Origin of the sequence: Streptomyces sp. NPDC048182 (assembly GCF_043202555.1) — a bacterium.
In the GTDB taxonomy this organism is placed as follows: Bacteria; Actinomycetota; Actinomycetes; order Streptomycetales; family Streptomycetaceae; genus Streptomyces.
Genome location: NZ_JBIDAQ010000001.1, coordinates 473,993 through 496,147 on the forward strand (window position 1 = coordinate 473,993; position 22,155 = coordinate 496,147).

The 22,155-nt window shown below is 71.0% G+C and carries 21 protein-coding genes; 8 read left to right on the forward strand and 13 right to left on the reverse strand.

The features are described 5' to 3' along the window. Window positions 1-140: 140 nt before the first annotated feature. From ACGFZL_RS02270 to ACGFZL_RS02285, 4 genes are read right to left on the reverse strand one after another with little or no spacing between them, the layout of a single operon-like run. A complete protein-coding gene (locus ACGFZL_RS02270) occupies window positions 141-293 on the reverse strand; it encodes a hypothetical protein (RefSeq protein ID WP_393688405.1) in 153 nt (50 codons plus the stop codon). Window positions 294-349: 56 nt separating this feature from the next. Next, complete coding sequence (locus tag ACGFZL_RS02275; RefSeq protein WP_393688407.1) at window positions 350-2,302, reverse strand: TIGR03960 family B12-binding radical SAM protein; 1,953 nt, start codon at window positions 2,300-2,302, stop codon at window positions 350-352. A gap of 41 nt (window positions 2,303-2,343) precedes the next feature. Continuing rightward, window positions 2,344-3,498, reverse strand: coding sequence for an epoxide hydrolase family protein (locus ACGFZL_RS02280; RefSeq protein WP_393688409.1), 1,155 nt, complete (start codon window positions 3,496-3,498; stop codon window positions 2,344-2,346). An 18-nt stretch (window positions 3,499-3,516) separates the two neighbouring features. Beyond that, on the reverse strand, window positions 3,517-4,341 hold the full coding sequence (locus tag ACGFZL_RS02285; protein WP_393688411.1) for an alpha/beta fold hydrolase: 825 nt from the start codon (window positions 4,339-4,341) through the stop codon (window positions 3,517-3,519). 31 nt (window positions 4,342-4,372) lie between these two features. On the opposite strand from ACGFZL_RS02285, the gene ACGFZL_RS02290 reads away from it, so the two are divergent. Next, window positions 4,373-4,861, forward strand: coding sequence for a DUF3592 domain-containing protein (locus ACGFZL_RS02290; protein WP_393688413.1), 489 nt, complete (start codon window positions 4,373-4,375; stop codon window positions 4,859-4,861). A 193-nt stretch (window positions 4,862-5,054) separates the two neighbouring features. Here ACGFZL_RS02290 and rodA read toward each other — a convergent pair whose 3' ends face one another. The 9 genes from rodA to ACGFZL_RS02335 form a co-directional block, all read right to left on the reverse strand. After that, on the reverse strand, window positions 5,055-6,254 hold the full coding sequence (rodA, locus tag ACGFZL_RS02295; RefSeq protein WP_393688415.1) for a rod shape-determining protein RodA: 1,200 nt from the start codon (window positions 6,252-6,254) through the stop codon (window positions 5,055-5,057). After that, window positions 6,251-8,512: a penicillin-binding protein 2 gene (gene mrdA / locus ACGFZL_RS02300; RefSeq protein WP_393688417.1), complete on the reverse strand. Its 2,262-nt coding sequence runs from the start codon at window positions 8,510-8,512 to the stop codon at window positions 6,251-6,253. The genes rodA and mrdA overlap by 4 nt, the downstream gene beginning before the upstream one ends. A gap of 52 nt (window positions 8,513-8,564) precedes the next feature. Further along, on the reverse strand, window positions 8,565-9,236 hold the full coding sequence (gene mreD, locus ACGFZL_RS02305) for a rod shape-determining protein MreD (protein ID WP_355165989.1): 672 nt from the start codon (window positions 9,234-9,236) through the stop codon (window positions 8,565-8,567). A 15-nt stretch (window positions 9,237-9,251) separates the two neighbouring features. Continuing rightward, a complete protein-coding gene (gene mreC / locus ACGFZL_RS02310) occupies window positions 9,252-10,208 on the reverse strand; it encodes a rod shape-determining protein MreC (protein ID WP_393688419.1) in 957 nt (318 codons plus the stop codon). Between the two features lie 143 nt (window positions 10,209-10,351). Beyond that, window positions 10,352-11,371 (reverse strand): rod shape-determining protein, encoded by a 1,020-nt coding sequence (locus tag ACGFZL_RS02315; protein WP_355165985.1) that lies wholly within the window; start codon window positions 11,369-11,371, stop codon window positions 10,352-10,354. Between the two features lie 225 nt (window positions 11,372-11,596). Next, window positions 11,597-12,010, reverse strand: coding sequence for a nucleoside-diphosphate kinase (gene ndk, locus ACGFZL_RS02320; RefSeq protein ID WP_355165983.1), 414 nt, complete (start codon window positions 12,008-12,010; stop codon window positions 11,597-11,599). 69 nt (window positions 12,011-12,079) lie between these two features. Continuing rightward, on the reverse strand, window positions 12,080-12,445 hold the full coding sequence (locus ACGFZL_RS02325; protein ID WP_355165981.1) for a DUF4233 domain-containing protein: 366 nt from the start codon (window positions 12,443-12,445) through the stop codon (window positions 12,080-12,082). Window positions 12,446-12,451: 6 nt separating this feature from the next. Further along, window positions 12,452-13,972 carry a folylpolyglutamate synthase/dihydrofolate synthase family protein gene (locus ACGFZL_RS02330; protein ID WP_355165979.1) on the reverse strand — a complete coding sequence of 507 codons (1,521 nt, stop codon included), beginning with the start codon at window positions 13,970-13,972 and terminating at the stop codon, window positions 12,452-12,454. 89 nt (window positions 13,973-14,061) lie between these two features. Then, window positions 14,062-15,384: an XRE family transcriptional regulator gene (locus ACGFZL_RS02335; RefSeq protein ID WP_393688423.1), complete on the reverse strand. Its 1,323-nt coding sequence runs from the start codon at window positions 15,382-15,384 to the stop codon at window positions 14,062-14,064. Window positions 15,385-15,666: 282 nt separating this feature from the next. Here ACGFZL_RS02335 and ACGFZL_RS02340 point away from each other — a divergent pair, with 282 nt between their 5' ends. The 7 genes from ACGFZL_RS02340 to ACGFZL_RS02370 are packed head-to-tail and all read left to right on the forward strand — an operon-like array spanning window position 15,667 to window position 22,134. Next, window positions 15,667-16,845 (forward strand): radical SAM/SPASM domain-containing protein, encoded by a 1,179-nt coding sequence (locus tag ACGFZL_RS02340; RefSeq protein WP_393688425.1) that lies wholly within the window; start codon window positions 15,667-15,669, stop codon window positions 16,843-16,845. 13 nt (window positions 16,846-16,858) lie between these two features. After that, complete coding sequence (locus ACGFZL_RS02345) at window positions 16,859-17,812, forward strand: hypothetical protein (RefSeq protein ID WP_393688427.1); 954 nt, start codon at window positions 16,859-16,861, stop codon at window positions 17,810-17,812. Between the two features lie 37 nt (window positions 17,813-17,849). Further along, entirely contained in the window at window positions 17,850-18,611 is a 762-nt protein-coding gene (locus tag ACGFZL_RS02350) for a creatininase family protein (RefSeq protein ID WP_393688429.1), read from the forward strand. Window positions 18,612-18,667: 56 nt separating this feature from the next. After that, on the forward strand, window positions 18,668-19,864 hold the full coding sequence (locus ACGFZL_RS02355) for an arylsulfotransferase family protein (protein WP_393688431.1): 1,197 nt from the start codon (window positions 18,668-18,670) through the stop codon (window positions 19,862-19,864). Beyond that, window positions 19,861-20,820 carry a glycosyltransferase family 2 protein gene (locus ACGFZL_RS02360; RefSeq protein ID WP_393688433.1) on the forward strand — a complete coding sequence of 320 codons (960 nt, stop codon included), beginning with the start codon at window positions 19,861-19,863 and terminating at the stop codon, window positions 20,818-20,820. Before ACGFZL_RS02355 ends, ACGFZL_RS02360 begins: the two co-directional genes overlap by 4 nt. Further along, window positions 20,807-21,511 (forward strand): class I SAM-dependent methyltransferase, encoded by a 705-nt coding sequence (locus ACGFZL_RS02365; RefSeq protein WP_393688435.1) that lies wholly within the window; start codon window positions 20,807-20,809, stop codon window positions 21,509-21,511. The genes ACGFZL_RS02360 and ACGFZL_RS02365 overlap by 14 nt, the downstream gene beginning before the upstream one ends. A 41-nt stretch (window positions 21,512-21,552) precedes the next feature. Beyond that, a complete protein-coding gene (locus tag ACGFZL_RS02370; RefSeq protein WP_393688437.1) occupies window positions 21,553-22,134 on the forward strand; it encodes an AAA family ATPase in 582 nt (193 codons plus the stop codon). Window positions 22,135-22,155: the final 21 nt, after the last annotated feature.

Here is a 22,155-nt window from a genome sequence, read left to right on the forward strand (position 1 = left end):
GGAGGTGTCCCAGCTCCTCGCGTGCGACGAGTTCGACATCGTCTTCTCGACGCCCCGGCCCCGGGTGGTGGACGCCGGACCCTGCGTGTTCCCGCGTTACGTGAACGAGCCACGGGTCGCCGCAGGCCGCACTCCGGCCATCAGATCCACTCCACGTCCGACGAGACGTCCGAAGGGTCTCCGGGCAGCGGAAGCGGTGTTCTCAGTGCCTTCTTCGCCGGTTGCCGCAGATCCTTCTGCAAGCCGAGCGCGGTCAGCACTGTCACCGCATCCGACGCTGTGCCGTCAGACATGGCGTCAGCGATGGGGTGAAGCGGCTCGCTCGTCCCGGGCACCACGTTTCCGCTGTTCAGTCGGACTTCTTGACCGTCAGCGGCAGCAGCTTCTTGCCCGTCGGGCCCGTTTGTGGCCATGTGTCGAACTGGGGGCAGACGCCGCAGTCGAAGCACGGTGTCCAGCGGCAGTCCTCGACCTCGGTCTCGTCCAAGGCGTCCTGCCAGTCCTCCCAGAGCCAGTCCTTGTCGAGGCCGGAGTCGAGGTGGTCCCAGGGCAGGACCTCCTCGTAGGAGCGCTCGCGGGTGGTGTACCAGTCGACGTCGACGCCGTAGGGGGCGAGCGCCTTGCCGGCCGCGGTCATCCAGCGGTCGTAGGAGAAGTGCTCGCGCCAGCCGTCGAAGCGGCCGCCGTCCTCGTAGACGGCGCGGATGACGGCGCCGGTGCGGCGGTCGCCGCGGGAGAGCAGGCCCTCGACGATGCCGGGCTTGCCGTCGTGGTAGCGGAAGCCGATGGCGCGGCCGTACTTCTTGTCGCCGCGGATCTTGTCGCGCAGCTTCTGCAGGCGCGCGTCGGTCTCCTCGGCGGACAGCTGCGGGGCCCACTGGAAGGGGGTGTGCGGCTTGGGCACGAAGCCGCCGATGGAGACGGTGCAGCGGATGTCGCCTGAGCCGGAGACCTCGCGGCCCTTGGCGATGACGTGCGTGGCCATGTCGGCGATCTGGAGGACGTCGTCGTCGGTCTCGGTGGGCAGGCCGCACATGAAGTACAGCTTCACCTGGCGCCAGCCGTTGCCGTAGGCAGTGGCGACGGTGCGGATCAGGTCCTCCTCGGAGACCATCTTGTTGATGACCTTGCGGATGCGCTCGCTGCCGCCCTCGGGGGCGAAGGTGAGGCCGGAGCGGCGGCCGTTGCGGGTCAGCTCGTCGGCGAGGTCGATGTTGAAGGCGTCCACGCGGGTGGAGGGCAGGGAGAGGCCGATCTTGTCCTCGGTGTAGCGGTCCGCGAGGCCCTTGGCGACCTCGCCGATCTCGCTGTGGTCGGCGGAGGAGAGGGAGAGCAGGCCGACCTCCTCGAAGCCGGTGGCCTTCAGGCCCTTGTCGACCATGTCGCCGATGCCGGTGATGGAGCGCTCGCGCACCGGGCGGGTGATCATGCCGGCCTGGCAGAAGCGGCAGCCGCGGGTGCAGCCGCGGAAGATCTCGACCGACATCCGCTCGTGGACGGTCTCGGCGAGCGGGACGAGGGGCTGCTTGGGGTAGGGCCACTCGTCCAGGTCCATGACGGTGTGCTTGGAGACGCGCCAGGGGACGCCGGAGCGGTTGGGGACGACGCGGCCGATGCGGCCGTCGGGGAGGTACTCGACGTCGTAGAAGCCGGGGACGTACACCCCGCCGGTCTTCGCCAGACGCAGCAGCAGCTCCTCGCGTCCGCCGGGGCGGCCCTCGGCCTTCCAGGCCCGGACGATCGCGGTGATCTCCAGGACGGCCTGCTCGCCGTCGCCGATGACCGCGCAGTCGATGAAGTCGGCGATCGGCTCGGGGTTGAAGGCCGCGTGGCCGCCGGCCAGCACGACCGGGTCGTCGATGCCGCGGTCCTTGGCCTCCAGCGGGATGCCGGCCAGCTCCAGGGCGGCCAGCATGTTGGTGTAGCCCAGCTCGGTGGAGAAGGACAGGCCGAAGACGTCGAAGGCGCGCACCGGGCGGTGGCTGTCGACGGTGAACTGCGGGACCCGGTGCTCGCGCATCAGGGCCTCCAGGTCCGGCCACACGCTGTAGGTGCGCTCGGCGAGGACGCCCTGCTGCTCGTTGAGCACCTCGTAGAGGATCATGACGCCCTGATTGGGCAGGCCGACCTCGTAGGCGTCCGGGTACATGAGCGCCCAGCGGACGTCACAGGAGTCCCACTCCTTGACCGTGGAATTCAGCTCTCCGCCGACGTACTGGATCGGCTTCTGCACATGCGGCAGCAGGGCTTCGAGCTGCGGAAACACGGAGGAGACGGACTCGGCGGCGGCTTCGGCAGGCATCTTGACGAACCTTCGTGTGCTGGCAGGGCTGACCATCCAGCCTAACCCCGCCGCGCGGGGCGCAGGTCACGGAGGAAGGCGGTGAGGTCGTCGGCGAGCAGGGCGGGCTCCTCGTGGGCGGCGAAGTGGCCGCCTCGGGGCATGCGGGTGCAGCGGGTGAGGCGGTGGTACGTGCGCTCGGCCCAGCGGCGCGGCGGCTGCGCCAGGTCCGCCGGGAAGAGGGCGAGCGCGGTGGGGACGTCCACCCTCCGCACCCGCCGGGTCAGATGGCGGGCGTACTCGTAGTAAGGCCGGAAGGACGTGGAGATCGTGCCGGTGAACCAGTAGAGCGACACCTGGGTGAGGAGGAAGTCGTCGCTGAAACGGGTGGACAGGTCGCCGCCGCAGTCGCTCCAGGCGCGGTACTTCTCCAGGAGCCAGGAGAGCAGTCCGGCGGGTGAGTCGGCGAGGGCCGGGGCGAGGGTGAGGGGGCGGGTGCTCTGCTGGTGCAGGTAGCCGCCCTCCTCCGCCTGCCAGGTCGCGGCGGCGGCGAGGTACGCCTCCTCCTCGGGCGTCAGGGAGGCGGGGTCGGGGTCGGCCGGGGCCGCGGCGGCGAGCAGGTGGATGCCGAGGACGGCCTCGGGGTGGGCCTCGGCGAGCCGTGAGGTGATCCCGGCGCCGAGGTCGCCGCCGTGGGCGGCGTAGCGGCGGAAGCCGAGGTGGTCGTGCATGAGGCGGTGCCAGAGGTCGTGGGTCTGTTCGGCGGCGGTGAGGGCGGGGCGCTGCGGGGAGAAGGGGAAGCCGGGCAGGGAGGGGACGATCACGGTGCAGGCGTCCCGGGGGTCTCCGCCGTGGCGGGACGGGGCGGCCAGTCGTTCGGCGAGGGCGGTGAGTTCCAGGACGGTGCTGGGCCAGCCGTGGGTGAGCACGATCGGCAGGGCGTCCGGGTGCTCGGCGTCGTAGCGGAGGTAGTGCACGGGGGTGCCGTCGAGGTCGGCGAAGTGGGAGGGCAGGGCGTTGACGGCGGCCTCGTGGGTCCGCCAGTCGTAGTCGCCGGCCCAGTAGGTGACGAGGCGGCGGAGTTCGGCGGTGTCGGTGCCGGCCTCCCAGCCGCCGACCGGCCAGGGCTCGGGCCACCGGGTGGCGCGCAGCCGGGCGCGGAGGTCGGCCAGGTCGGCGTCGCTGACCTGTAGGAGGGGGGCGGCGGTTCGCGGCACGGTGTGCTCCTCGGGTGCTCAGGCCGAGGGGAACCCGGCCGTCAGGAACCCGAGGAGCTGACTCGGCGCGTCCTCCTGGAGCAGATGTCCGGCGCCCTCGATCCAGTGCAGTTCGGCGTGCGGGACGCGCTCGTGCAGCCACTCGGCGTACCGCGGCGGCAGGATGCGGTCCTCGCGGCCCCAGACGAGCCGCACCGGGATCTCGATCCCGCCCAGCAGGTGCTCGTACACGGCGGTGTCCGCCTGCCTGACCTGCGTGTACTGCCGGTAGAACGCGGCCTGCCCCGCCTCCCCCCGCCAGGGCGCGAGGAACGCCTCCAGGACGCCCGGCCGGAAGCCGGTCGCGGTGGCGTGCCGCAGATGGGCGGCGACCAGCGCCTCGTGCGCGTAGCCCGGGAGCTGCCGGAAGACGTCCTCGTGCTCCAGGAAGAGCCGGAACAGCCCCCGCTCCCACTCCCCGCCGCTCACCGCGTCGAAGAGGGTCAGGTTCCGGAAGCTCCGCTCCTCCAGGAGCAGGGTCCGCAGGGCCACCGCCCCGCCGATGTCGTGGGCGACGACGCCGGGGCGGGTCAGCCCCCAGTGGTCCAGGAGCCCGGCGAAGCGCCGCGCGTGCGCCGCCAGCCCGAGATCCTGGCCCTCGCGCTGCTCGGACTGCCCGAAGCCGAGGTGGTCGAAGAAGTAGACCTTGCGGGTGCGGGCGAGCGCGGGGGCGATGTCCCGCCAGAGCAGGGAGGAGTACGGCGTGCCGTGCACCAGCACGACCGGGTCCCCGCTGCCCAGCGACCCCCACCGCATGACGCCGTCGGGCGTCTCGAACTCCTCACCAAGTGTCCAGTGGCTCATGTGGAACGCCTTCCACGCGTGGCGCGTCTCGATGCCTGAGGCAGGTGGCCTGCCGAACGACCAGGGGGGTCTCATGGAGGCGTTGTTCTACGTCGTACCGCTCGTCATGATCGTCGGCGTCTGCCTGCTGGCCGGGCGGACCGTCGTCCGCACCCGGCAGATCAGCGGCGCCTGGCGGGACGGGCGGCGGGCCGAGGGGCGCTGTCTGCGGGCGTACACGAGCCGGAGCGGGGACAGCAGCACGCAGCACCACGTCTACGAGTTCACCACCGCCGAGGGCCGCACGGTGCGCTTCGACGAGCCGCACGGCCGCACGACGGTGGTCGCCGGCGACCACGTCACCGTGTACTACCTGCCCGACCGCCCCGAACGCGCGACGGCGCAGCCGCCGGCCCGGGCGAAGCTCGCCGCGGGCTCGGGGTGTGTACTCGCCTTCTGCGCGGTGTTCGCCGCCGGGTGCGTCGGCTTCATGGTGGTCGCCCACATGATGTTCGCGGAGACCGAGGGCCTGTTGCCCTGAGGTCCGGCTAGGGCCTGTCGTTTGGATCATGCCGGCGTCGCGGGCCCTGGCACGCACATCTGCCGCGTTGTCGTCACTCGCCGACGCTCCGCGTCGACTCCCTCCTCCGCCTTGCAGCTGCACGCACCAGACCCCGCTCGGGTCGGCGAGAAGGCGCAGTACCCGATAGCCGACCTGATCCAAACGACAGGCCCTAGGCCGACATCGGCCGCTGCACGGTGATGGACTGGAGCAGCCCCACCGCTATCCACACCGCGAACATCGACGAGCCGCCGTACGACACGAACGGCAGGGGCAGGCCGGTGACCGGCATGATGCCGAGCGTCATGCCGATGTTCTCGAACGCCTGGAAGGCGAACCAGGCCACCACGCCCGCGGCGACGATCGTGCCGTACAGGTCGGTCGTCTCGCGGGCGATCTTGCAGGCCCGCCAGAGGACGACGCCGAGCAGCACGACGATGAGGCCGGCGCCGAGGAAGCCCAGTTCCTCGCCGGCGACGGTGAAGACGAAGTCGGTCTGCTGCTCGGGCACGAACTGGCCGGTGGTCTGCGAGCCGTGGAAGAGCCCGGAGCCGGTGAGGCCGCCGGAGCCGATGGCGATGCGGGCCTGGTTGGTGTTGTAGCCGACGCCCGCCGGGTCCAGCTCCGGGTTGGCGAAGGCGGCGAACCGGTTGATCTGGTAGTCGTCCAGGATGCCGAGCTGCCAGACGGCGAGCGCGCCCAGCGTGCCGGCGCCGAGCAGCCCGAACACCCACCGGTTGGTGGCGCCCGAGGCGAGCAGCACCCCGAGCACGATGATGACCATGACCATCACCGACCCGAGGTCGGGCATGAGCATCACGATCATCATCGGCACCATGGCGAGGCCGAGGGCCTGGAGCACGATCCGGTTGTCCGGGTAGGGCCGGTCGCCGGCGTCCACCCGGGCGGCGAGCAGCATCGCCATGCCCAGGATGATCGTGATCTTCACGAACTCCGAGGGCTGGATCGAGAAGCCGCCGGGCAGCTGGATCCAGGAGTGCGCGCCGTTGATGGTCGAGCCGAGCGGCGTGAGCACCAGCAGGATCAGGAACACCGACGCCCCGTACAGCAGCGGCACGGCGGTGCGCAGCGCCCGGTGGCCGAGCCAGACCACGCCGACCATCAGGCCCAGTCCGATGCCGGTGTTCAGCAGGTGCCGGGTGAGGAAGTAGTACGGGTCGCCCTGGTTCAGCTCGGTGCGGTTGCGGGTCGCGGAGTAGACGAGCAGCGAGCCGAGCAGGGACAGGGCGACGCCGGACAGCAGTATCGGCCAGTCCAGGCGGCGGGCCATCGAGTCCCGGGAGAACAGCCGGGTCCAGCCGGCCCGCTCGGGGCCGTACCCGGAGACCTGGAAGCTGTTGACCCCGGTCATGCGACCCTCCTGCGCCGTGCGGTGCGGCGCTGCCGGCGCCGGGTGTCGCGGTTCTGTCCGGTGTTCTGCGTCGGCGGCGTCGCGCCCTGCTGCTGGTCGTCGACGGGCGCGTACTCGTCCTCGTCCTCGGCCTTCTCGTCCGGCTGGAGGTCCTTCACGATGTCCTTGGACATCTTCGGGGCCGGGATCGTCCCGTCCGCCTTGATCTTCGGCAGGCCCGCCTGCGGGTGCGGCAGCAGGGCCTTCTTGTTGTCGATCTTCCCGTCGTCCGCCGCGCCGTACAGCGCGTCGTAGATGTTGCGGACGGCCGGACCCGAGGCGCCGGATCCCGTACCGCCCTGGGAGATCGTCATGACGATCGAGTAGTCCTTGGTGTACGTCGCGAACCACGAGGTGGTCTGCTTGCCGTAGACCTCGGCGGTGCCGGTCTTGGCGTGCATCGGGATCTTGTCCTGCGGCCAGCCGCCGAACCGCCAGGCGGCGGTGCCGCGGGTGGCGACACCGGCCAGGGCGGAGTCGAACTTGCCCAGCGTGGCCTTGCTTATGGGCAGCTTGCCGTGCGCGTGCGGCTTGATCTGCTCGACCTGCTTGCCGTCGGGGCTGACGATCGCCTTGCCGATGGACGGGTCGTAGAGCGTGCCGCCGTTGGAGATGGCCGCGTAGATGGTGGCCATCTGGATGGGGGTGACGAGGGTGTCGCCCTGGCCGATGGAGTAGTTGATGGAGTCACCGGCGCGCATCTTGTTGCCTTCGAGGCAGTTCTCGTACGCGAGCTTCTCGACGTACGAGCCGTCCTTCTTGCCGGTCTTGCACCAGGCGTCCTTGTTGGCCTGCCAGAAGTCCTTCTTCCACTGGCGGTCGGGGACCCGGCCGGTGACCTCGTTCGGGAGGTCGACGCCGGTCTCCTTGCCGAGGCCGAACTGGTGGGCCGCCTTGTAGAAGTAGTCGTGCGGCTTCTTGGGGTTGATGCCGCCGTCCTTCTTCCACTGGTCGTGCGCGAGCCGGTAGTAGACGGTGTCGCAGGACAGCTCCAGGGCCCGGCCGATGCTGATCGGGCCGTTGTTGGCGGACTCGAAGTTCTTGAAGACCTGGTTGCCGACGGAGTAGGAGCTGGAGCAGTCGTAGCTGCCGTCGAAGTCGTAGCCGGCCTCCACCGCGGCGGCCGAGGAGACCACCTTGAAGATCGAGCCGGGGGCGGCCTGCCCCTGGATGGCCCGGTTCAGGAGCGGGTAGTCGGAGTCCTTGCCGGTGAGCTTCTTGTAGTCCTTTGCGGAGATGCCGCCGACCCAGGCGTTGGGGTCGTAGTTCGGGTTGGAGGCCATGGCGACGACGCGGCCGGTCTTGGCCTCCATCACCACCACCGCGCCGGCGTCCGCCTTGTAGTTGGTGCCGGTGTTGCGGTCGAACTCGTTGCGGGCGGCCTTCATCGCCTCGTTCAGCTCGTACTCGGCGACCCGCTGGACGCGGGCGTCGATGCTGGTGACGAGCTGCGAGCCGGGCACCCCGGGGTCGGCCTCGGCTTGGCCGATGACGCGGCCGAGGTTGTCGACCTCGTAGCGGGTGACGCCGGCCTTGCCGCGCAGCGCCTTGTCGTACTGGCGCTCCAGGCCGGAGCGGCCGACCTGGTCGGAGCGGAGGAACGGCGAGTCGGTGTCCTCGGCCTTGGTGATCTCCTCGTCGGTGACCGGCGAGAGGTAGCCGAGGACCTGGGCGGTGTTGGAGCCGCCCGGCGAGGCGTAGCGGCGCACGGCCATCGGCTCGGCGCTGATGCCGGGGAAGTCCTCGGCGCGCTCGCGGATCTGCAGGGCCTGCTTGGGGGTGGCCTCGTCGGTGATCGGGATCGGCTGGTAGGGCGAGCCGTTCCAGCAGGGCTGGGGGGTCTTGGCGTCGCAGAGCCGGACCTTCTCCTTCACCTCCTGCGGCGCCATGCCGAGGACGCCGGCCAGCTTGGTGAGGACGGCGTCTCCGTCGTCGCGCATCTTCAGCAGGTCGGTGCGGGAGGCGGAGACGACCAGGCGGGTCTCGTTGTCGGCGAGGGCCACGCCGCGGGCGTCCAGGATCGAGCCGCGCGGCGCGGGCTGGACGACCTGCTGGACGTGGTTCCCGGACGCCTCGGCGGCGTACTCGTCGCCCTGGCGGACCTGGAGATACCACAGGCGGCCGCCGAGGGTGGCGAGCAGGGAGAGGACGAGGATCTGGATGACGACGAGCCGGGTCTGGACGCGGGTGTTCCGGCCGGTCTCGGGGATATTGGTCACTTCGGGTGCCGCCCCCTGGCTGCGTGCGTGTCGGGTGTGTGCTGCCGGCCGGTCACAGCCGCTTGACCCCCTTGATGCGTCCGGCCCTGGCCACCCGGGCCTTGGCCGCCTTCACCCGGAGCCCGCTCCGCTGGCCGCCGATGCGCAGGCCGGTGCCGCCGGAGAGGTAGCCGGAGGCGATGTCGGCGCTCTGCGCGCCGGAGCCGGTGTCGGCCAGCGGGTCGTTCTCCGCCCGGCGGGCCAGCGCCATGACGCCGGGCACGACGAACGGGGCGAGCAGCAGGTCGTACAGGGCGGCCGTGAACAGCAGCCCGGGCAGGCCGACATGGCGGGCGGCGGTGTCGCCGACCAGGGCGCCGACGCCGGCGTAGAGCAGGGTGGTGCCGAGCGCGGCGGCGACGACCACGACCATCGGCCCGGTCGCGGATCTGATCCGCCCGTTGTCCGGCTTGACCAGGCCGGCGAGGTAGCCGACGACGCAGAGCACCAGGGCGTAGCGCCCGGCGGCGTGGTCGGCGGGCGGGGCCAGGTCGGCGAGCAGGCCGGCGCCGAAGCCGACGAGGGCGCCGCCGACGTGGCCGTAGGCCAGGGCGAGGCCGAGGACGACGAGCAGGGTCAGGTCGGGCACGGCGCCGGGCAGGTGGAGCCGGGCGAGGACGCTGACCTGGACGACCAGGGCGACGACCACCAGGGCGACGGAGAGCAGGATCCGGTTGACGCGCATGGGGACTTCTCGCTCCTACTGCTCGGGCTGCGGCTGGCCGTCTTCGGGCGCCTCGGGCTCCCCGGCGGACGGCGTCACGGTCACGGTGACGGTCGGCCGGGGCTTGGGCTGCGGCTTCTCGGGCAGCACCGTGTCCCGCGGGTCCTTGGCGGGCGCCTGGACGACCACGCCGACGACGTCCAGCTTGGTGAAGCCGACGAACGGCGTGACGTACAGGGTGCGGGTCAGGTCGCCCCCGGAGGGGACGACGCGGCTGACGGTGCCGACCGGGACGCCGGGCACGAAGGGCTTGTCGGCCTGCGAGCCGAAGGTGACCAGGCGGTCGCCGTTCTTCACGTCGGCCTTGCCGTTGAGCAGTTCGACGCGCAGCGGGCCGTCGCCCTGCCCGGAGGCGAAGCCGAGTTCGTCGCCGGACTCCATGCGGGCGCCGACGGTGAAGTCGGGGTCGCTGGCGAGCAGCACGGTGGCGGTGTCGGGGCCGACGGTGGTCACCCGGCCCACCAGGCCGTCGCCGTTGAGGACGGTCATGTCGCGCTGGACGCCGTCCTTGGCGCCGGCGTCGATGGTGATGGTCCAGGAGAAGCCCTGGGCCGCTCCTATCGCGATGACCTGGGCGCCCTTGATCCCGTACTGGCCGGCGCCGGCCAGGCCGAGCATCTTGTCGAACTGCTTCAGCCGGCTGCGCCCGCGCGCGTCGCTGCCGAGCTTCGCCTTCAGCTCCGCGTTCTGCGTCTGCAGCTCGGCGAGCCGGTCGTGCCGGTCACCGGAGTCGCGGACCGCCGCCACCGCGTTGCCGACGGGGTCGACCGCGGCGGACACCCCGTTCTCGATCGGGCCGAACACCGTCGCCGCGGCCTGCCGGGCACCGTCGACCGGTGAGTCCTCCCCGCCGCGGATGTCCACCGTGATCAGCGCGAACGCGACCGCGATCAGCAGCACCAGGAGCAGCCGGCTCTCTTTCGTGTCCCTCACGTGCGGCGGCCGTGCCTTCCTCGTCGGAATTCGGGAATTACGTTACGGGCGTTACGGGCCTAGCGGGCGTTGCGGTATTCATGAATATCAACGATCCGCCGCACGAGAGGAGTGCGTCTCGTACGGCGGAATCGGCGTGTCCGTCACCTGCGCGGCTGGGCGTCCAGGACCTGCTGGAGCGCCTCGAACTCCTCCACGCACTTGCCGGAGCCGAGCGCCACGCTGTCCAGCGGGTCCTCGGCGATGTGGATCGGCATGCCGGTCTCCCGGCGCAGCCGCTCGTCCAGGCCGCGCAGCAGCGCGCCGCCGCCGGTGAGCACGATGCCCCGGTCCATGATGTCGCCGGACAGCTCCGGCGGGCACTTGTCGAGGGTCGTCTTGACGGCGTCCACGATGGCGTTGACGGGCTCCTCGATCGCCTTGCGCACTTCGGCGGCCGAGATGACGACGGTCTTGGGCAGCCCGGACACCAGGTCCCGGCCGCGGATTTCGGTGTGCTCGTCGGAGTCGAGGTCGTACGCCGAACCGATCGTGATCTTGATCTGTTCGGCCGTGCGCTCACCCAGCAGAAGGCTGTACTCCTTCTTCACGTGCTGGATGATCGCGTTGTCCAGCTCGTCACCCGCGGTGCGGATCGACTGGGCGGTGACGATGCCGCCGAGCGAGATGACCGCGACCTCCGTGGTGCCGCCGCCGATGTCGACCACCATGTTGCCCGTGGCCTCGTGGACCGGCAGGCCGGAGCCGATGGCCGCGGCCATGGGCTCCTCGATGATGTGCACCTGCCGGGCGCCGGCCTGGGACGACGCCTCGATGACGGCGCGGCGCTCGACGCCGGTGATGCCCGAGGGCACACAGACGACGACCCGCGGCCGAGCCAGATACCGCCGCTTGTGGATCTTCAGGATGAAGTAGCGGAGCATCCGCTCGGTGATCTCGAAGTCGGCGATCACGCCGTCCTTCAGCGGACGCACGGCAACGATGTTGCCGGGCGTGCGCCCGATCATCTTCTTCGCTTCGGCGCCGACCGCGAGGATGCCACCGGTGTTGGTGTTGATCGCGACGACGGACGGCTCGTTGAGTACGATCCCGCGACCCCTGACGTACACCAGCGTGTTGGCGGTCCCGAGGTCGACAGCCATGTCACGGCCGATGAACGACATTGTGTTCCCCATCAGGATTCGACTGGCCTTCCCAGGAGCTTTTGAGGGCTTTTCAGGTAGGCGAGGTGGGTGCAGTGACGCGTGGAGGCTTCCATCGTAGACGCGCTTTCGCGAACACTGCGCGAGGGTCTTCGCCATTGTCAGCAGATGGCGCACCGCCTCGCTTCCGGAGACGGGCCAACGGTGGGATCCGTTCCCCCGAACAGGTTCGCATATGCCAGCGGTTCAGGGACGGCCGGGGAAGAAGATCTTCAGCTCGCGCTCGGCGGACTCCTCGGAGTCGGAGGCGTGGATGAGGTTCTCCCGCACGATCACCCCGAAGTCTCCACGGATGGAGCCGGGCGCGGCGGCGATCGGGTCGGTCGGCCCGGCCAGGGCGCGCACGCCCTCGATGACCCGCTCGCCCTCGACGACCAGGGCGACGACGGGGCCTGAGGCCATGAAGGCGACGAGGGGCTCGTAGAAGGGCTTGCCCTTGTGCTCGCCGTAGTGCTGCTCCAGCGTGTCGCCGTCCAGGGTGCGCAGCTCCAGCGCGGTGATCTGCCAGCCGGCCTTGCGCTCGATGCGGCTGATGATCTCGCCGGTCAGGCCGCGACGGACGGCGTCGGGCTTGAGCAGGACGAGGGTGCGCTGGGTCACGGCGGGGCTCCTAGGGTGCGGTTCGCGTACGAGGTGTGGCTGAGGTTACCGGGCGTGTCGCGGCGGCTGTCACGCAGCGTCAGGTGTGGAGGGGGAGGCCGCCTCCGCCTGCGCCGCGAACCGGGCCTTCGCCTCGTCCACCTTCCGGCCGTAGTGCACGGACGCCCACCACAGGACCGCGAAGGCCACCCCGAGGAAGAACATGGCCGGCACCGCGAAGCCGGCCGCGATCAGCCCCAGCTGGAGCGCCCAGCCGAGGGCGACGCCGCCCGGCCGGGTCAGCGTGCCGCACAGCACCACGCACAGGAACATCGCGACGCCGCTGACGGTCCACACCGTCGCCATGGACAGGTCGGGGTCCTTCATGGCGACCAGACCGGCGAAGCCGATCACGAACAGCTCGCCGATCAGCGTCGAAGAACAGAGCACGCGCACGGGCGGTCAGCCCCTCCCCAGTAGCAGTCGGGCCTCGCCGACGGTGATGACGGAACCGGTGACGAGCACGCCGCCGCCGGAGAACTCGCCCTCCTCCTCGGCCAGCGTGATCGCCGCCTCCAGGGCGTCCGGCAGCCGCGGCTCGACCTGGACGCGGTCCTCGCCGAACACCTCCACGGCGACGGCGGCCAGCTCGTCGGCGTCCATCGCGCGGTGGCTGGAGTTCTGGGTGACGACGACCTCGGCGAAGACGGGCTCGAAGGCTTCGAGCAGCCCCCGCACGTTCTTGTCGCCGCTCGCCCCCACCACGCCGATCAGCCGGCTGAACTGGAACGCCTCCCCGACCGCCGCCGCCGCCGCGCGGGCGCCCGCCGGGTTGTGCGCGGCGTCGAGCACGACGGTCGGCGAGCGCCGGACCACCTCCAGGCGGCCCGGCGAGGCGACGGCCGCGAACGCCTTGCGCACGGTGTCGACGTCCAGCGGGTCGGGGCGCTGCGCGCCGACGCCGAAGAACGCCTCCACGGCGGCCAGCGCGACGGCCGCGTTGTGCGCCTGGTGGGCGCCGTGCAGGGGGAGGTAGACCTCGGGGTACTCGCCGCCGAGGCCGCGCAGTGTGACCAGCTGCCCGCCGACGGCCACCTGCCGGGCGACGACGCCGAACTCCAGCCCCTCCCTTGCCACAGTCGCGTTCACGTCCACGGCCTTCTTCAGCAGCACCTGCGCCGCGTCCACCGGCTGCTGGGCCAGGATCACGGTGGCGTCCTGCTTGACGATGCCGGCCTTCTCCGTGGCGATCTCGCCGGTGGTGGAGCCGAGGCGGTCGGTGTGGTCGAGGTCGATGGGGGTGACGACGGCGACGTCCCCGTCGATGACGTTGGTCGCGTCCCAGGACCCGCCCATCCCGACCTCCACCACGGCCACGTCCACGGGTGCGTCGGCGAAGGCGGCGTACGCCATGCCGGTCAGCACCTCGAAGAAGCTGAGGCGGTACTCCTGCTGGGCGTCCACCATCTCGACGTACGGCTTGACGTCCTGGTACGTCTCCACGAACCGCTCCGCCGAGATGGGCGCGCCGTCGAGGCTGATGCGCTCGGTGATCGACTGCACGTGGGGGGAGGTGTAGCGGCCGGTGCGCAGCTCGAAGGCGCCGAGGAGGGCCTCGATCATGCGGGCGGTGGAGGTCTTGCCGTTGGTGCCGGTGATGTGGATCGAGGGGTACGAGCGCTGGGGCTCCCCCAGCACGTCCATCAGGGCGGCGATGCGGGCGACGGAGGGCTCCAGCTTGGTCTCGCCCCAGCGGCCGGCGAGATCGGCCTCGACCTCGCGCAGCGCCTTGTCGACCTCGGGGTCCTCGGGGCGGGCCGGGATGTCGGCCTCGGGCGGCCCGCCCTGGGTCCTCAGCGTCCGGCTGCCGGCCTCGATGACGGCGAGATCGGGATCCCGCTCGGTCTCAGCGGCGACGATGTCCTCGAACGCGCCGAGCGCGTCATCCGACTCGTTCTCATCAAACGGGGGCTGCTCACTCACGAGGCCAGTCTACGGAGCCCAGCCGCCCCACTCCCACCCGCGTAGCCGTGGGCAGCCGTACCGCCCCGCCGGGCCGCGCCATCGTGGCTTCAGGCCGCGGCGAGGGCCAGGAAGTCGGAGACGCCGCGAGCAGCACGGTAAGGGTGGAAGCCCGGAACGAGCTCCTGGACGAGCCGTTCGCAGCGCGGAGCACCGATGCGACGGGAGAGGGCGAGCGCTTCTTCCGCTGCGCGGGCGGCGAGCTCGGGCTCCTTGAGCTGGAGGTGGCTGGCCGCCTCATAGGCCAGGAAGACGCCGCGGGTCTTGGCGCGGGAGTCGGGCAGGAGGCCTTGGCCTTCGGTGATGAGCTGGTGGGCGCGGCGAGCGTCCCCGAGGTCGAGGAGGGCTTGCCCGGAGTCGACCGCGAGGTCGGCTTCGGACATCCAGGAGCACCAGGCCGGCAGTGGCCGGCCGGACGAGGCGCCGAAGTGGTGCTCGGCCGCTTCAAGGGCCCGAAGGGCGGGCTGCTTGTCCTGTTGCGCAGCGAGGGTCCGGGCCAGGCGGAGGTGGAGGAGAGAACGGGCCGCGGGGTGCTGGGCGCGCTTGAGGGCCTGCCGGAGGATCCCGGCCGCGGTGGCGTGGTCCTGGCGCCAGGCAGCCTGGTAGGCAAGGTCGCCGAGCATGGCGGCTCCGAGATCGGGGTCGCCGGTCGCGTGCGCGCTGTGCAGGCCGGCGATCCAGAGTTTGCCGGCGGCGGTGTGTCGCCCGTGGTCGAAGCGGTGCCACGCCACGGTCTGCGCGAGGGAGGCGGCCAGGGTGTGGAGGCGCAGTCCGGTGGCCTTGTCGTAGCGGCTGCCGTCGATGAGGTCGGTGACAGTCCACAGGTGGGCGTCCAGCAGGGCGGAGACGTGCTGACGCTGCTCAGTGGCCAGACTGTTGAGCTGTCGGCTGATGTCCTCCAGGACGGAAACCGTGTCCTCGCCGACCAGCTTCTCTCTCCCCGCTCGCGCCGCGAGCGAGCCTTCGGGCCCGGTCGCCCAAACCGTCGCGAGCGCGGTGAGGGCGGTCCCGGAGATGGTGAGGAGGGTGCGTCGTTCCAGGGGTTCCATGGCGGTGCTGAGGGCCTCTCGCAGTGCGATGACGGTGCTGGACGGTCCGAGAGGCACGACGCCCCCGTCTCCGGCGGGCAGCCAGTGCGGCCAGGAAACCGGGTCGACCAGGTCGAGCGGAACCTCCAGCGCCTCCGCGATGTAGATCTGCGTCTCGGCCTCCGGGGTGACCGCGAGGACTTCCCACTTGCGGACCCGGTGCTTGTCGGTGCCCGAGCGCAGGCCGCGCCGCTCGGCCGCCGCGCAGATGAGCTTCGCGAGGTCGACCCGGGTCAGGCTCCGGGAAGCGCGCTGATGGGCCAGCGGGTGAGTGCACTCGGTCACGTAGTCAGTCAAGCACCGTCCGTGGCCGCCGGGGAGGCATTCGGGGAGGGGGACCCCCGGCAGGACCCCCACCAGACCATCGCGCCCGAGGCGCGGATGCTCGAAGCTCGATCCTCCGAGCGGCCATGCCTCGGCCGGCCCAGGCCGCGTGCGGCCCGTCACCCCGCTCCGTTCCCGAATGCTGCGAAGGGAGAATCCGTCATGTCACGTTCCCCGGCCGCCCGACCGACGCCTCTGGCAATTGCCGAGGCCGGCTGTCGTGCCGGATGTGATCCGGAGTCGATGCTGCAGACCTGTCCGTATCTCTCCGGAGTCCGGCCCGGCGCCGACCCGGGCTTGGTGTACCTGACCGACACCTCCGGTCCCGAGGCACCCGCCGGACCGCTGCCCCCGCCGGCGGCGGTGTTCGGGATCGTGGGACTGGACCGGACGATCGTGTGGCAGGACGACGCCGAGGTCCTCGGCCTCCTGCGCCACGCCGCCCCCGCCCCGCGCGCCACGAGCGAGCTCGTGGCCCGCTTCGGAGCCGGCCGCGTCTCCGCGGCGGTTGGCCGGGGGTGGCTGCAGGATCCCGCCCGCCTGTGCCGGGAGCACCGGATCGTCTCCGGTGAGATCGAGGTGACCGCACACTGCAACTGGGGCTGCGTCTTCTGCCCGGTCGCTACGGACCCCAAGCCGCGCCGCACGATGCCGATGCCCCTGTTCGAGGAGATCATCGGCAAGCTCGCCGCGGCCGGCGCCCAGTACGTGACGTTCCAGTTCTTCAACGAGCCCACCCTCGACCGGCACTTCGTGCGGCGTCTGGAGGTCTTGGCGGCGCTGGGGATGCCGTTGGCCCTGTACTCGAATGCCTCCGCGCTGACCGCAGACAAGATCGCCGCGCTCCAGCGGACCGGGGTGCTCAAGCACCTGATCATCAACATCCCCTCCGCCGACGAGACCGAGTTCGCCCTCCTCACCGGCTCGCGGCACTTCCGGCACACGATGGGCAACACGGAGGCGGCCCTGGCGGCCGGCCTGCCGATGCAGGTCGTCGTCAACGGGGTCGGCGCGCGCTTGGAGCGGAATCTGGAGGGCGTGAAGCGACACTTCACGCCGCTGGGCGCCGAGGTGTATCCGAGCCTGACCTGCGACCGGGCCGGTGAGCTGGGCGGCGAGTACGCCCAGGACGTCTACGTTCAGGGGCGGCTGACCGGCTGCGGCTGGCCGGTGCAGCACGTCAACATCTCAGTGGCCGGTGATCTGTTCCTCTGCTGCAACGACTACTACCAGCGCGAGATCTTCGCCCACGTCCGGGACGGCTCGATCGACGAGCTGATGGCCGGCGAGCGGGCGGTCGCACTGCGCCGGAGGGTCTTCGGCGTCGACGGGGCCCCAGCCGACTTCCTGTGCCGGCGCTGCCACAACCAACTGCCCGACTTCCCAGGCCGGGACTTCCGCCCGATCGCGACCTTCGGATAGGAGGCGAATCCTCATGAAGACGCCCGTACGCATCTGGTACGTGGCCGGCCAGCGGCTGTGCAACCTGTCCTGCGACTACTGCGTGTCCATCGGCGACTGGGCCAGGAGCAACCGCCACGACTGGAAGAACCCCGAGGACCGCGCGGTGTACGAGCAGGTCGTGACCTGGATCGGAACCCGCCCCTACCCGGTGAGGGTCCGCCTGGGCACTCTCGGCGAGCCGTTTGCGAGCACCTTCTTCCTGAAGAAGGCGGCCTGGCTGACCCTCCGGAGCAGCGTCGAGTACGTCGAGTTGCTCTCCAACGCGCTCCTGCTGCCGAGGCGGCTGCCCAGGCTCGAAGCGGACGCGAACCTCGGCAAGCTGTCGCTGTGGCTGACCTGGCACGACGGACAGGTCGATCTGGAGCGGTTCATCAAGGCCGCGGTCTTCGCCCAGGAGCGCTACGGCTGCTTCGTCGTCGTCAACACCCTGCTGTTCGAGACCAACGCCGACGCCGTCGCCCGCGCCCGGGACGCCGCCCTCGCCGCCCACCTGCGCTTCAACGTCGACCTCGGCTACGACCCGACTGCGAACAGCACCCCGGCGGACCCGTCCGCCGCCGTCCCGGTCCTCGCGAACTCCGATGCCCTGGACACACTGACCGCTCTCGGCGGGAACCGGGCGCTGGCCGAGGCAGCCCTGGTCGGACTCACCTCCTGCCGGGGCATGCTCTGCCGCGCCGGCCACGACACGGCGTTCATCGACATCCACGGCCGGGCCTACCGCTGCTCGAACTACTCCTCGCAGGAGCAGCCCCCGCTGGGCAGTGTTCTGGAGCCCGGCTTCGACCTCCCGCTGCGCCCCCAGCCGTGGGCGCCGTGCGCGGCCCGGGGCGGGTGCGGCAACAAGGAGGACTTCCTCAACCTGCAGATCGCCGGCCCCCTGCGGCCGGCCACGGTCCCCAGCCTCGGCTGGACCGACGCTTGACCCCACCCGCTTCCGCCCCCGGAAAGGGAGAGCTCTCGTGCTCATCGGCGACATGACCTGGCCCGATCTCAACCCGGGCCCCGGCACCCACGTCATCATCCCCGTCGGCGCGCTGGAACCTCACGGCCCGCACCTCCCGCTCGGCTCCGACACCATGATCAGCGACCACTTCGCCCACCGCCTGGCGGCCTCGGTCGACGGGCACGTCGCCCCGGCCCTCGGCTACGGCGTGGCCACCCCCGGCCAGCGCCTCGGCGGCGCCTTCCCCGGCGTCATCAGCATCAGCGGCGCCACCTTCACCGCCCTGGCCACCGACATCCTCACCGCCCTGACCCGCGACGGCTACCGGCGACTGATCCTGCTGAACTCGGCGATCGACAACATCGCGTTCCTGTGCGAGGCCGCCCGCCATCTGATCGAACACGTCCCCGCGGCACGGGTGATGATCGTGAACTGGTGGGACGTGGTGGGCGAGGACCTCCGCGACGCCCTCGCCGACGAGACCGGCACCGCCCGCGCGGACGACCACCACGCCGGGATGGTCGAGTCCAGCCTCGTCATGTACATCAGTCCGCACGCCGTCCGTTTCGACCGGCTGCCCGCCGACGGCGGCGCCGAGCAGCCACGCAGGATCGGCTACCACCTGTACCCGCAGCCGGCCGACACCACCACGAGCACCGGCATCGTCTACACCGCCGCCCACGCCGGCCCGGAGCTCGGCAAGCGGGTCGCCGACCGAGTCGCCGAGCAACTCGCCGACGCCGTCCGCCGCGAGTTCACCGCGCCCCTGCCGTACTGAACCCCGGCCGCCGCCCGGGCCCGACCCGGAGGCTCCTCCGAAGGAGACCGACACCCATGTCCCTCGGCCACGGCCTGTTCGTGTTCTCGCCCTCCGCCTCCTACCCGCAGCCGTTCGCGGCCGTCATCGACGACCGCGCTCGGATCGTCCACGCCTGGTCCAGCCCCGTCGGCCAGCCCGCCATCGAGACCAGCCCGCCCTCCTACCTACGCGGCTGGAACCACGTGGAAGTCGCACCGGACGGCTCCCTGTTCGCCATCGTGCCGCTGCACACCCTGCTCAAGCTCGCCCCGGACTCCACCCTCACCTGGCGCGCCGACCTCCCCGCCCACCACGATCTCGCCCTCGGCCTCCACGGCGAGATCTACGTCCTCACCGAAGAGCCCCGCCCCGTCCCCTGCACCAGCGGCTCCCACGTCCTGCTCGACAACTCCGTCACCGTGCTGAACCCCGACGGCCGACTGCGCGACGCGCACTCCCTGTACGAGATCCTGACCACCGACCCGGACCTGACCACGCTGATCACGAGCGCGATCGACCAGCACCGCGACGCCGGCCGGACCGCAGAACCCGCCGTCCTCGCCCCGCGGCTGGAAGGCACGAACGGCTGGCGGCGCGGCCGCGACATCTCCCGCCTGCTGCGTTCCCGACCCGGCTCACCCAGCGACATCCTGCACACCAACACCCTCGAGATCCTCAACCACGCCCATCCGGCCGGACTGTGGGCAGCCGGAGACGTCCTGGTCTCGCTCCGCGATCTCGATCTCATCGCCGTCCTCGACCTGCGAGCGCGTGCCCTGCGGTGGTGGTGGGGGCCCGGAGAGCTGTCCGGTCAGCACCAGCCCTCCGCCCAGCCCGGCGGCACGATCCTCGTCTTCGACAACGGCCGCCGCGCCGGCCGCTCCCGCATCCTGGAGATCGAACCGGTCACCCGGACGGTCGTCTGGCAGTACGAGCCCGGCCTGTTCTGCGAGATGGCCGGGGGCTGTGAGCGCCTGGCCGACGGCACGGTCCTCATCAGCGACGCCCAGGCGGGCCGCGCCCTGGTCGTCGAACGCGACGGCCGCGAGCGGTGGCAGGTCCGGATCTCCACCCGCTCCACGGGAGCGCGCTCCCGCGCGGAGTTCTACCGCCTCTCCGTCGTCCCGGCCGCCGCCGCCGACCGCCTGGGCACCGGAGACCGGCCCGCCCGTGCCCTCACCCGGTCCCGCGTCCGCTGCCAACTCGCCCAGACGATACGGAGCGCCCCGTGATCAGTGTGATCATCCCCACCCGCGACCGCCCCGGACCGCTCCACCGCGCTCTACGCAGCGTCGCCCGCCAGACCTACCGTCGCTTCGAGGTCATCGTCGTCCGAGACGGCGGCCACACCGTCGAGCCGGTCATCGACCGCTGGCGGCACGAGATACCCGTCAGGCTCCTCGAATCCGACACCCCGAACGGCGTCTCCCACGCCCGCAACCGCGCCATCGCCGTCGCGCAGGGCGACCATGTGGCCTTCCTCGACGACGATGACGTCTTCCTGCCCCACCACCTTCAGACCTCCGCCGACGCTCTGCGCACCCGCCGGGCCGACACCGTCTACGGCCAGGCTCTCGTCAGCCCCACCTGGATCGAGGACCTGCCCCGCGAGCGCGCGCACCTGCCATGCAAGGACTATGCGTTCGACCCGGCCTTCCTCTCCGTCGCCAACATGATCCACACCGGTTCCGTCGTAACCGGCAACCCCGCCGGCAGCACGATCCGGTTCGACGAGACGATGCATCACTGTGAGGACTGGGACTTCCTTCTCGCCCTCTGCGCGGCCGACCACCGCTTCACCCGCCTCGACACCATCACCAGCGTCTACCACCAAGTCCCCCGCCCCGGTGCCGTCCACAGCGCCTACCAGTCCAGCCCCACCCCGTTCACCAGGGCGCGCACCCTCCTCTACGCCCGCTGGCCGGCCGCCACCGACCGCGCCGAGGAGTACCGGAACTGGTTCCGCCGTTTCGACCAGCGCCTCGACAACTTCATCGCCCACGGCATGGACGTCCCGCCCCACGCGTACGAGTACGCGGTCCGTCAGCTCCACGCCACCTTCACCGACCGCCGCTCCCCCGACCGCACCCTCCTCGACCGGCTCCTCCCCATCCCCCCGGCCGCACCCGCCCGACACACCGGCGGGGTCCTCGCTCACCGATCGGCGGTGACGCATGCAACCTGGTGACGCCCCGTACGACGGCTTCGCCGAGACCTTCGCCCGCGAGGCCGCTGTCAGCGCCTACAACGCCCACTACGACCGGCCCGCCGTCCTGGAACTCCTGGACGACGTGAACGGCCTCGACATCCTGGACGCCGGTTGCGGCCCCGGCCTGTATCTGTCCGAGCTCGCTGCCCGCGGGGCCCGGACCGTCGGCATCGACCAGAGCGCCGACATGGTCCGCCTCGCCGGTGAGCGTCTCGGCTCCCTCGCGGACGTCCGCCAGCAGGACCTGACCGAGCCCCTCACCTGGGCGGACGCCGAGAGCTTCGACATCGTGCTGCTCACCCTGGTCCTGCACCACCTCTCCGACCGGGTCAGTGCGCTGCGGGAACTCGCGCGCGTCCTGCGTCCCAGCGGGCAGATCGTCGTCTCCACCAGCCACCCCACGGCGGACTGGCTCGCCAGTGGTGGCAGCTACTTCGCCAGCGGGTATGTCGAAGAGACGTGGTCGAGCGGCATGACCCACCGTTACTGGCATCAGCCACTTCAGTCGTGGTTCGACGAATTCGGTGCCGCCGGACTGAGCGTCGACCGCCTCGTCGAACACCGGCCCGTTCCCTCGATGGCAGTACTTCACCCGATCGAATACGAGAAACTGACCCGTGAGCCGGGCTTCATGGCCATCCGGCTCCACAAACGGCAACCTCGATCCTGAGGTTCTCATCTGTGCCTCGAAGACCGTCCTCGGAGCCCACCGTGCACCTGCGCCCGACTCTGGCCGTGGTCAGCGGCCCTCCGGCTACCGGAAAGACCACTCTCGCGCGGGCGCTCGCCCAGTACCTGGGCTGCCCCGCGATCCTGCGCGACGAGATCAAGCAGGGCATGGTCATGAACTTCCCCGGTCACGATGCCGAGAGTGACGACCCGCTCAACATCCCGGCGTTGGAGGCGTTCTTCGCGACGATTGCTGTGCTTCTGCGGGCGGGAACAACTGTCGTCGCCGAAGCCGCCTTCCAGGACCGGCTCTGGCGGCCCGGGCTGGTGCCGCTCATGGACTTCGCCGACCTGAGGATCATCCGGTGCACCACCCCGGCACCGACCATCGCCGAGCGCATCACCGACCGCGCCCGCGACGACAGCCACCGGGTCGCCCATGGCGACAGGGCACTGCTAGCCGACATGAAGGCCGGCGTCTACGACCCCGATCGGTTCGTACCCATCAACCTGTCGGTTCCGAGCCTGCTGGTGGACACGTCCGACGGCTACGCGCCCAGCATGGCAGAGATCCAGAAGTTCCTGGAGGCGCAGGACCGGCCGGCGTCGGTGGACCAGTCCTGACACGCCCCAAGGCCCCCAAGC

Excerpts from the sequence above, each read along its gene's own strand:
- ACGFZL_RS02270 (WP_393688405.1), bottom strand. The coding sequence starts at position 293 with ATGTCTGACGGCACAGCGTCGGATGCGGTGACAGTGCTGACCGCGCTC.
- ACGFZL_RS02275 (WP_393688407.1), bottom strand. The coding sequence starts at position 2,302 with ATGCCTGCCGAAGCCGCCGCCGAGTCCGTCTCCTCCGTGTTTCCGCAG.
- ACGFZL_RS02285 (WP_393688411.1), bottom strand. The coding sequence starts at position 4,341 with ATGAGCCACTGGACACTTGGTGAGGAGTTCGAGACGCCCGACGGCGTC.
- ACGFZL_RS02290 (WP_393688413.1), top strand. The coding sequence starts at position 4,373 with ATGCCTGAGGCAGGTGGCCTGCCGAACGACCAGGGGGGTCTCATGGAG.
- rodA (WP_393688415.1), bottom strand. The coding sequence starts at position 6,254 with ATGACCGGGGTCAACAGCTTCCAGGTCTCCGGGTACGGCCCCGAGCGG.
- mreD (WP_355165989.1), bottom strand. The coding sequence starts at position 9,236 with ATGCGCGTCAACCGGATCCTGCTCTCCGTCGCCCTGGTGGTCGTCGCC.
- ACGFZL_RS02315 (WP_355165985.1), bottom strand. The coding sequence starts at position 11,371 with ATGTCGTTCATCGGCCGTGACATGGCTGTCGACCTCGGGACCGCCAAC.
- ACGFZL_RS02340 (WP_393688425.1), top strand. The coding sequence starts at position 15,667 with ATGCTGCAGACCTGTCCGTATCTCTCCGGAGTCCGGCCCGGCGCCGAC.
- ACGFZL_RS02345 (WP_393688427.1), top strand. The coding sequence starts at position 16,859 with ATGAAGACGCCCGTACGCATCTGGTACGTGGCCGGCCAGCGGCTGTGC.
- ACGFZL_RS02355 (WP_393688431.1), top strand. The coding sequence starts at position 18,668 with ATGTCCCTCGGCCACGGCCTGTTCGTGTTCTCGCCCTCCGCCTCCTAC.
- ACGFZL_RS02365 (WP_393688435.1), top strand. The coding sequence starts at position 20,807 with ATGCAACCTGGTGACGCCCCGTACGACGGCTTCGCCGAGACCTTCGCC.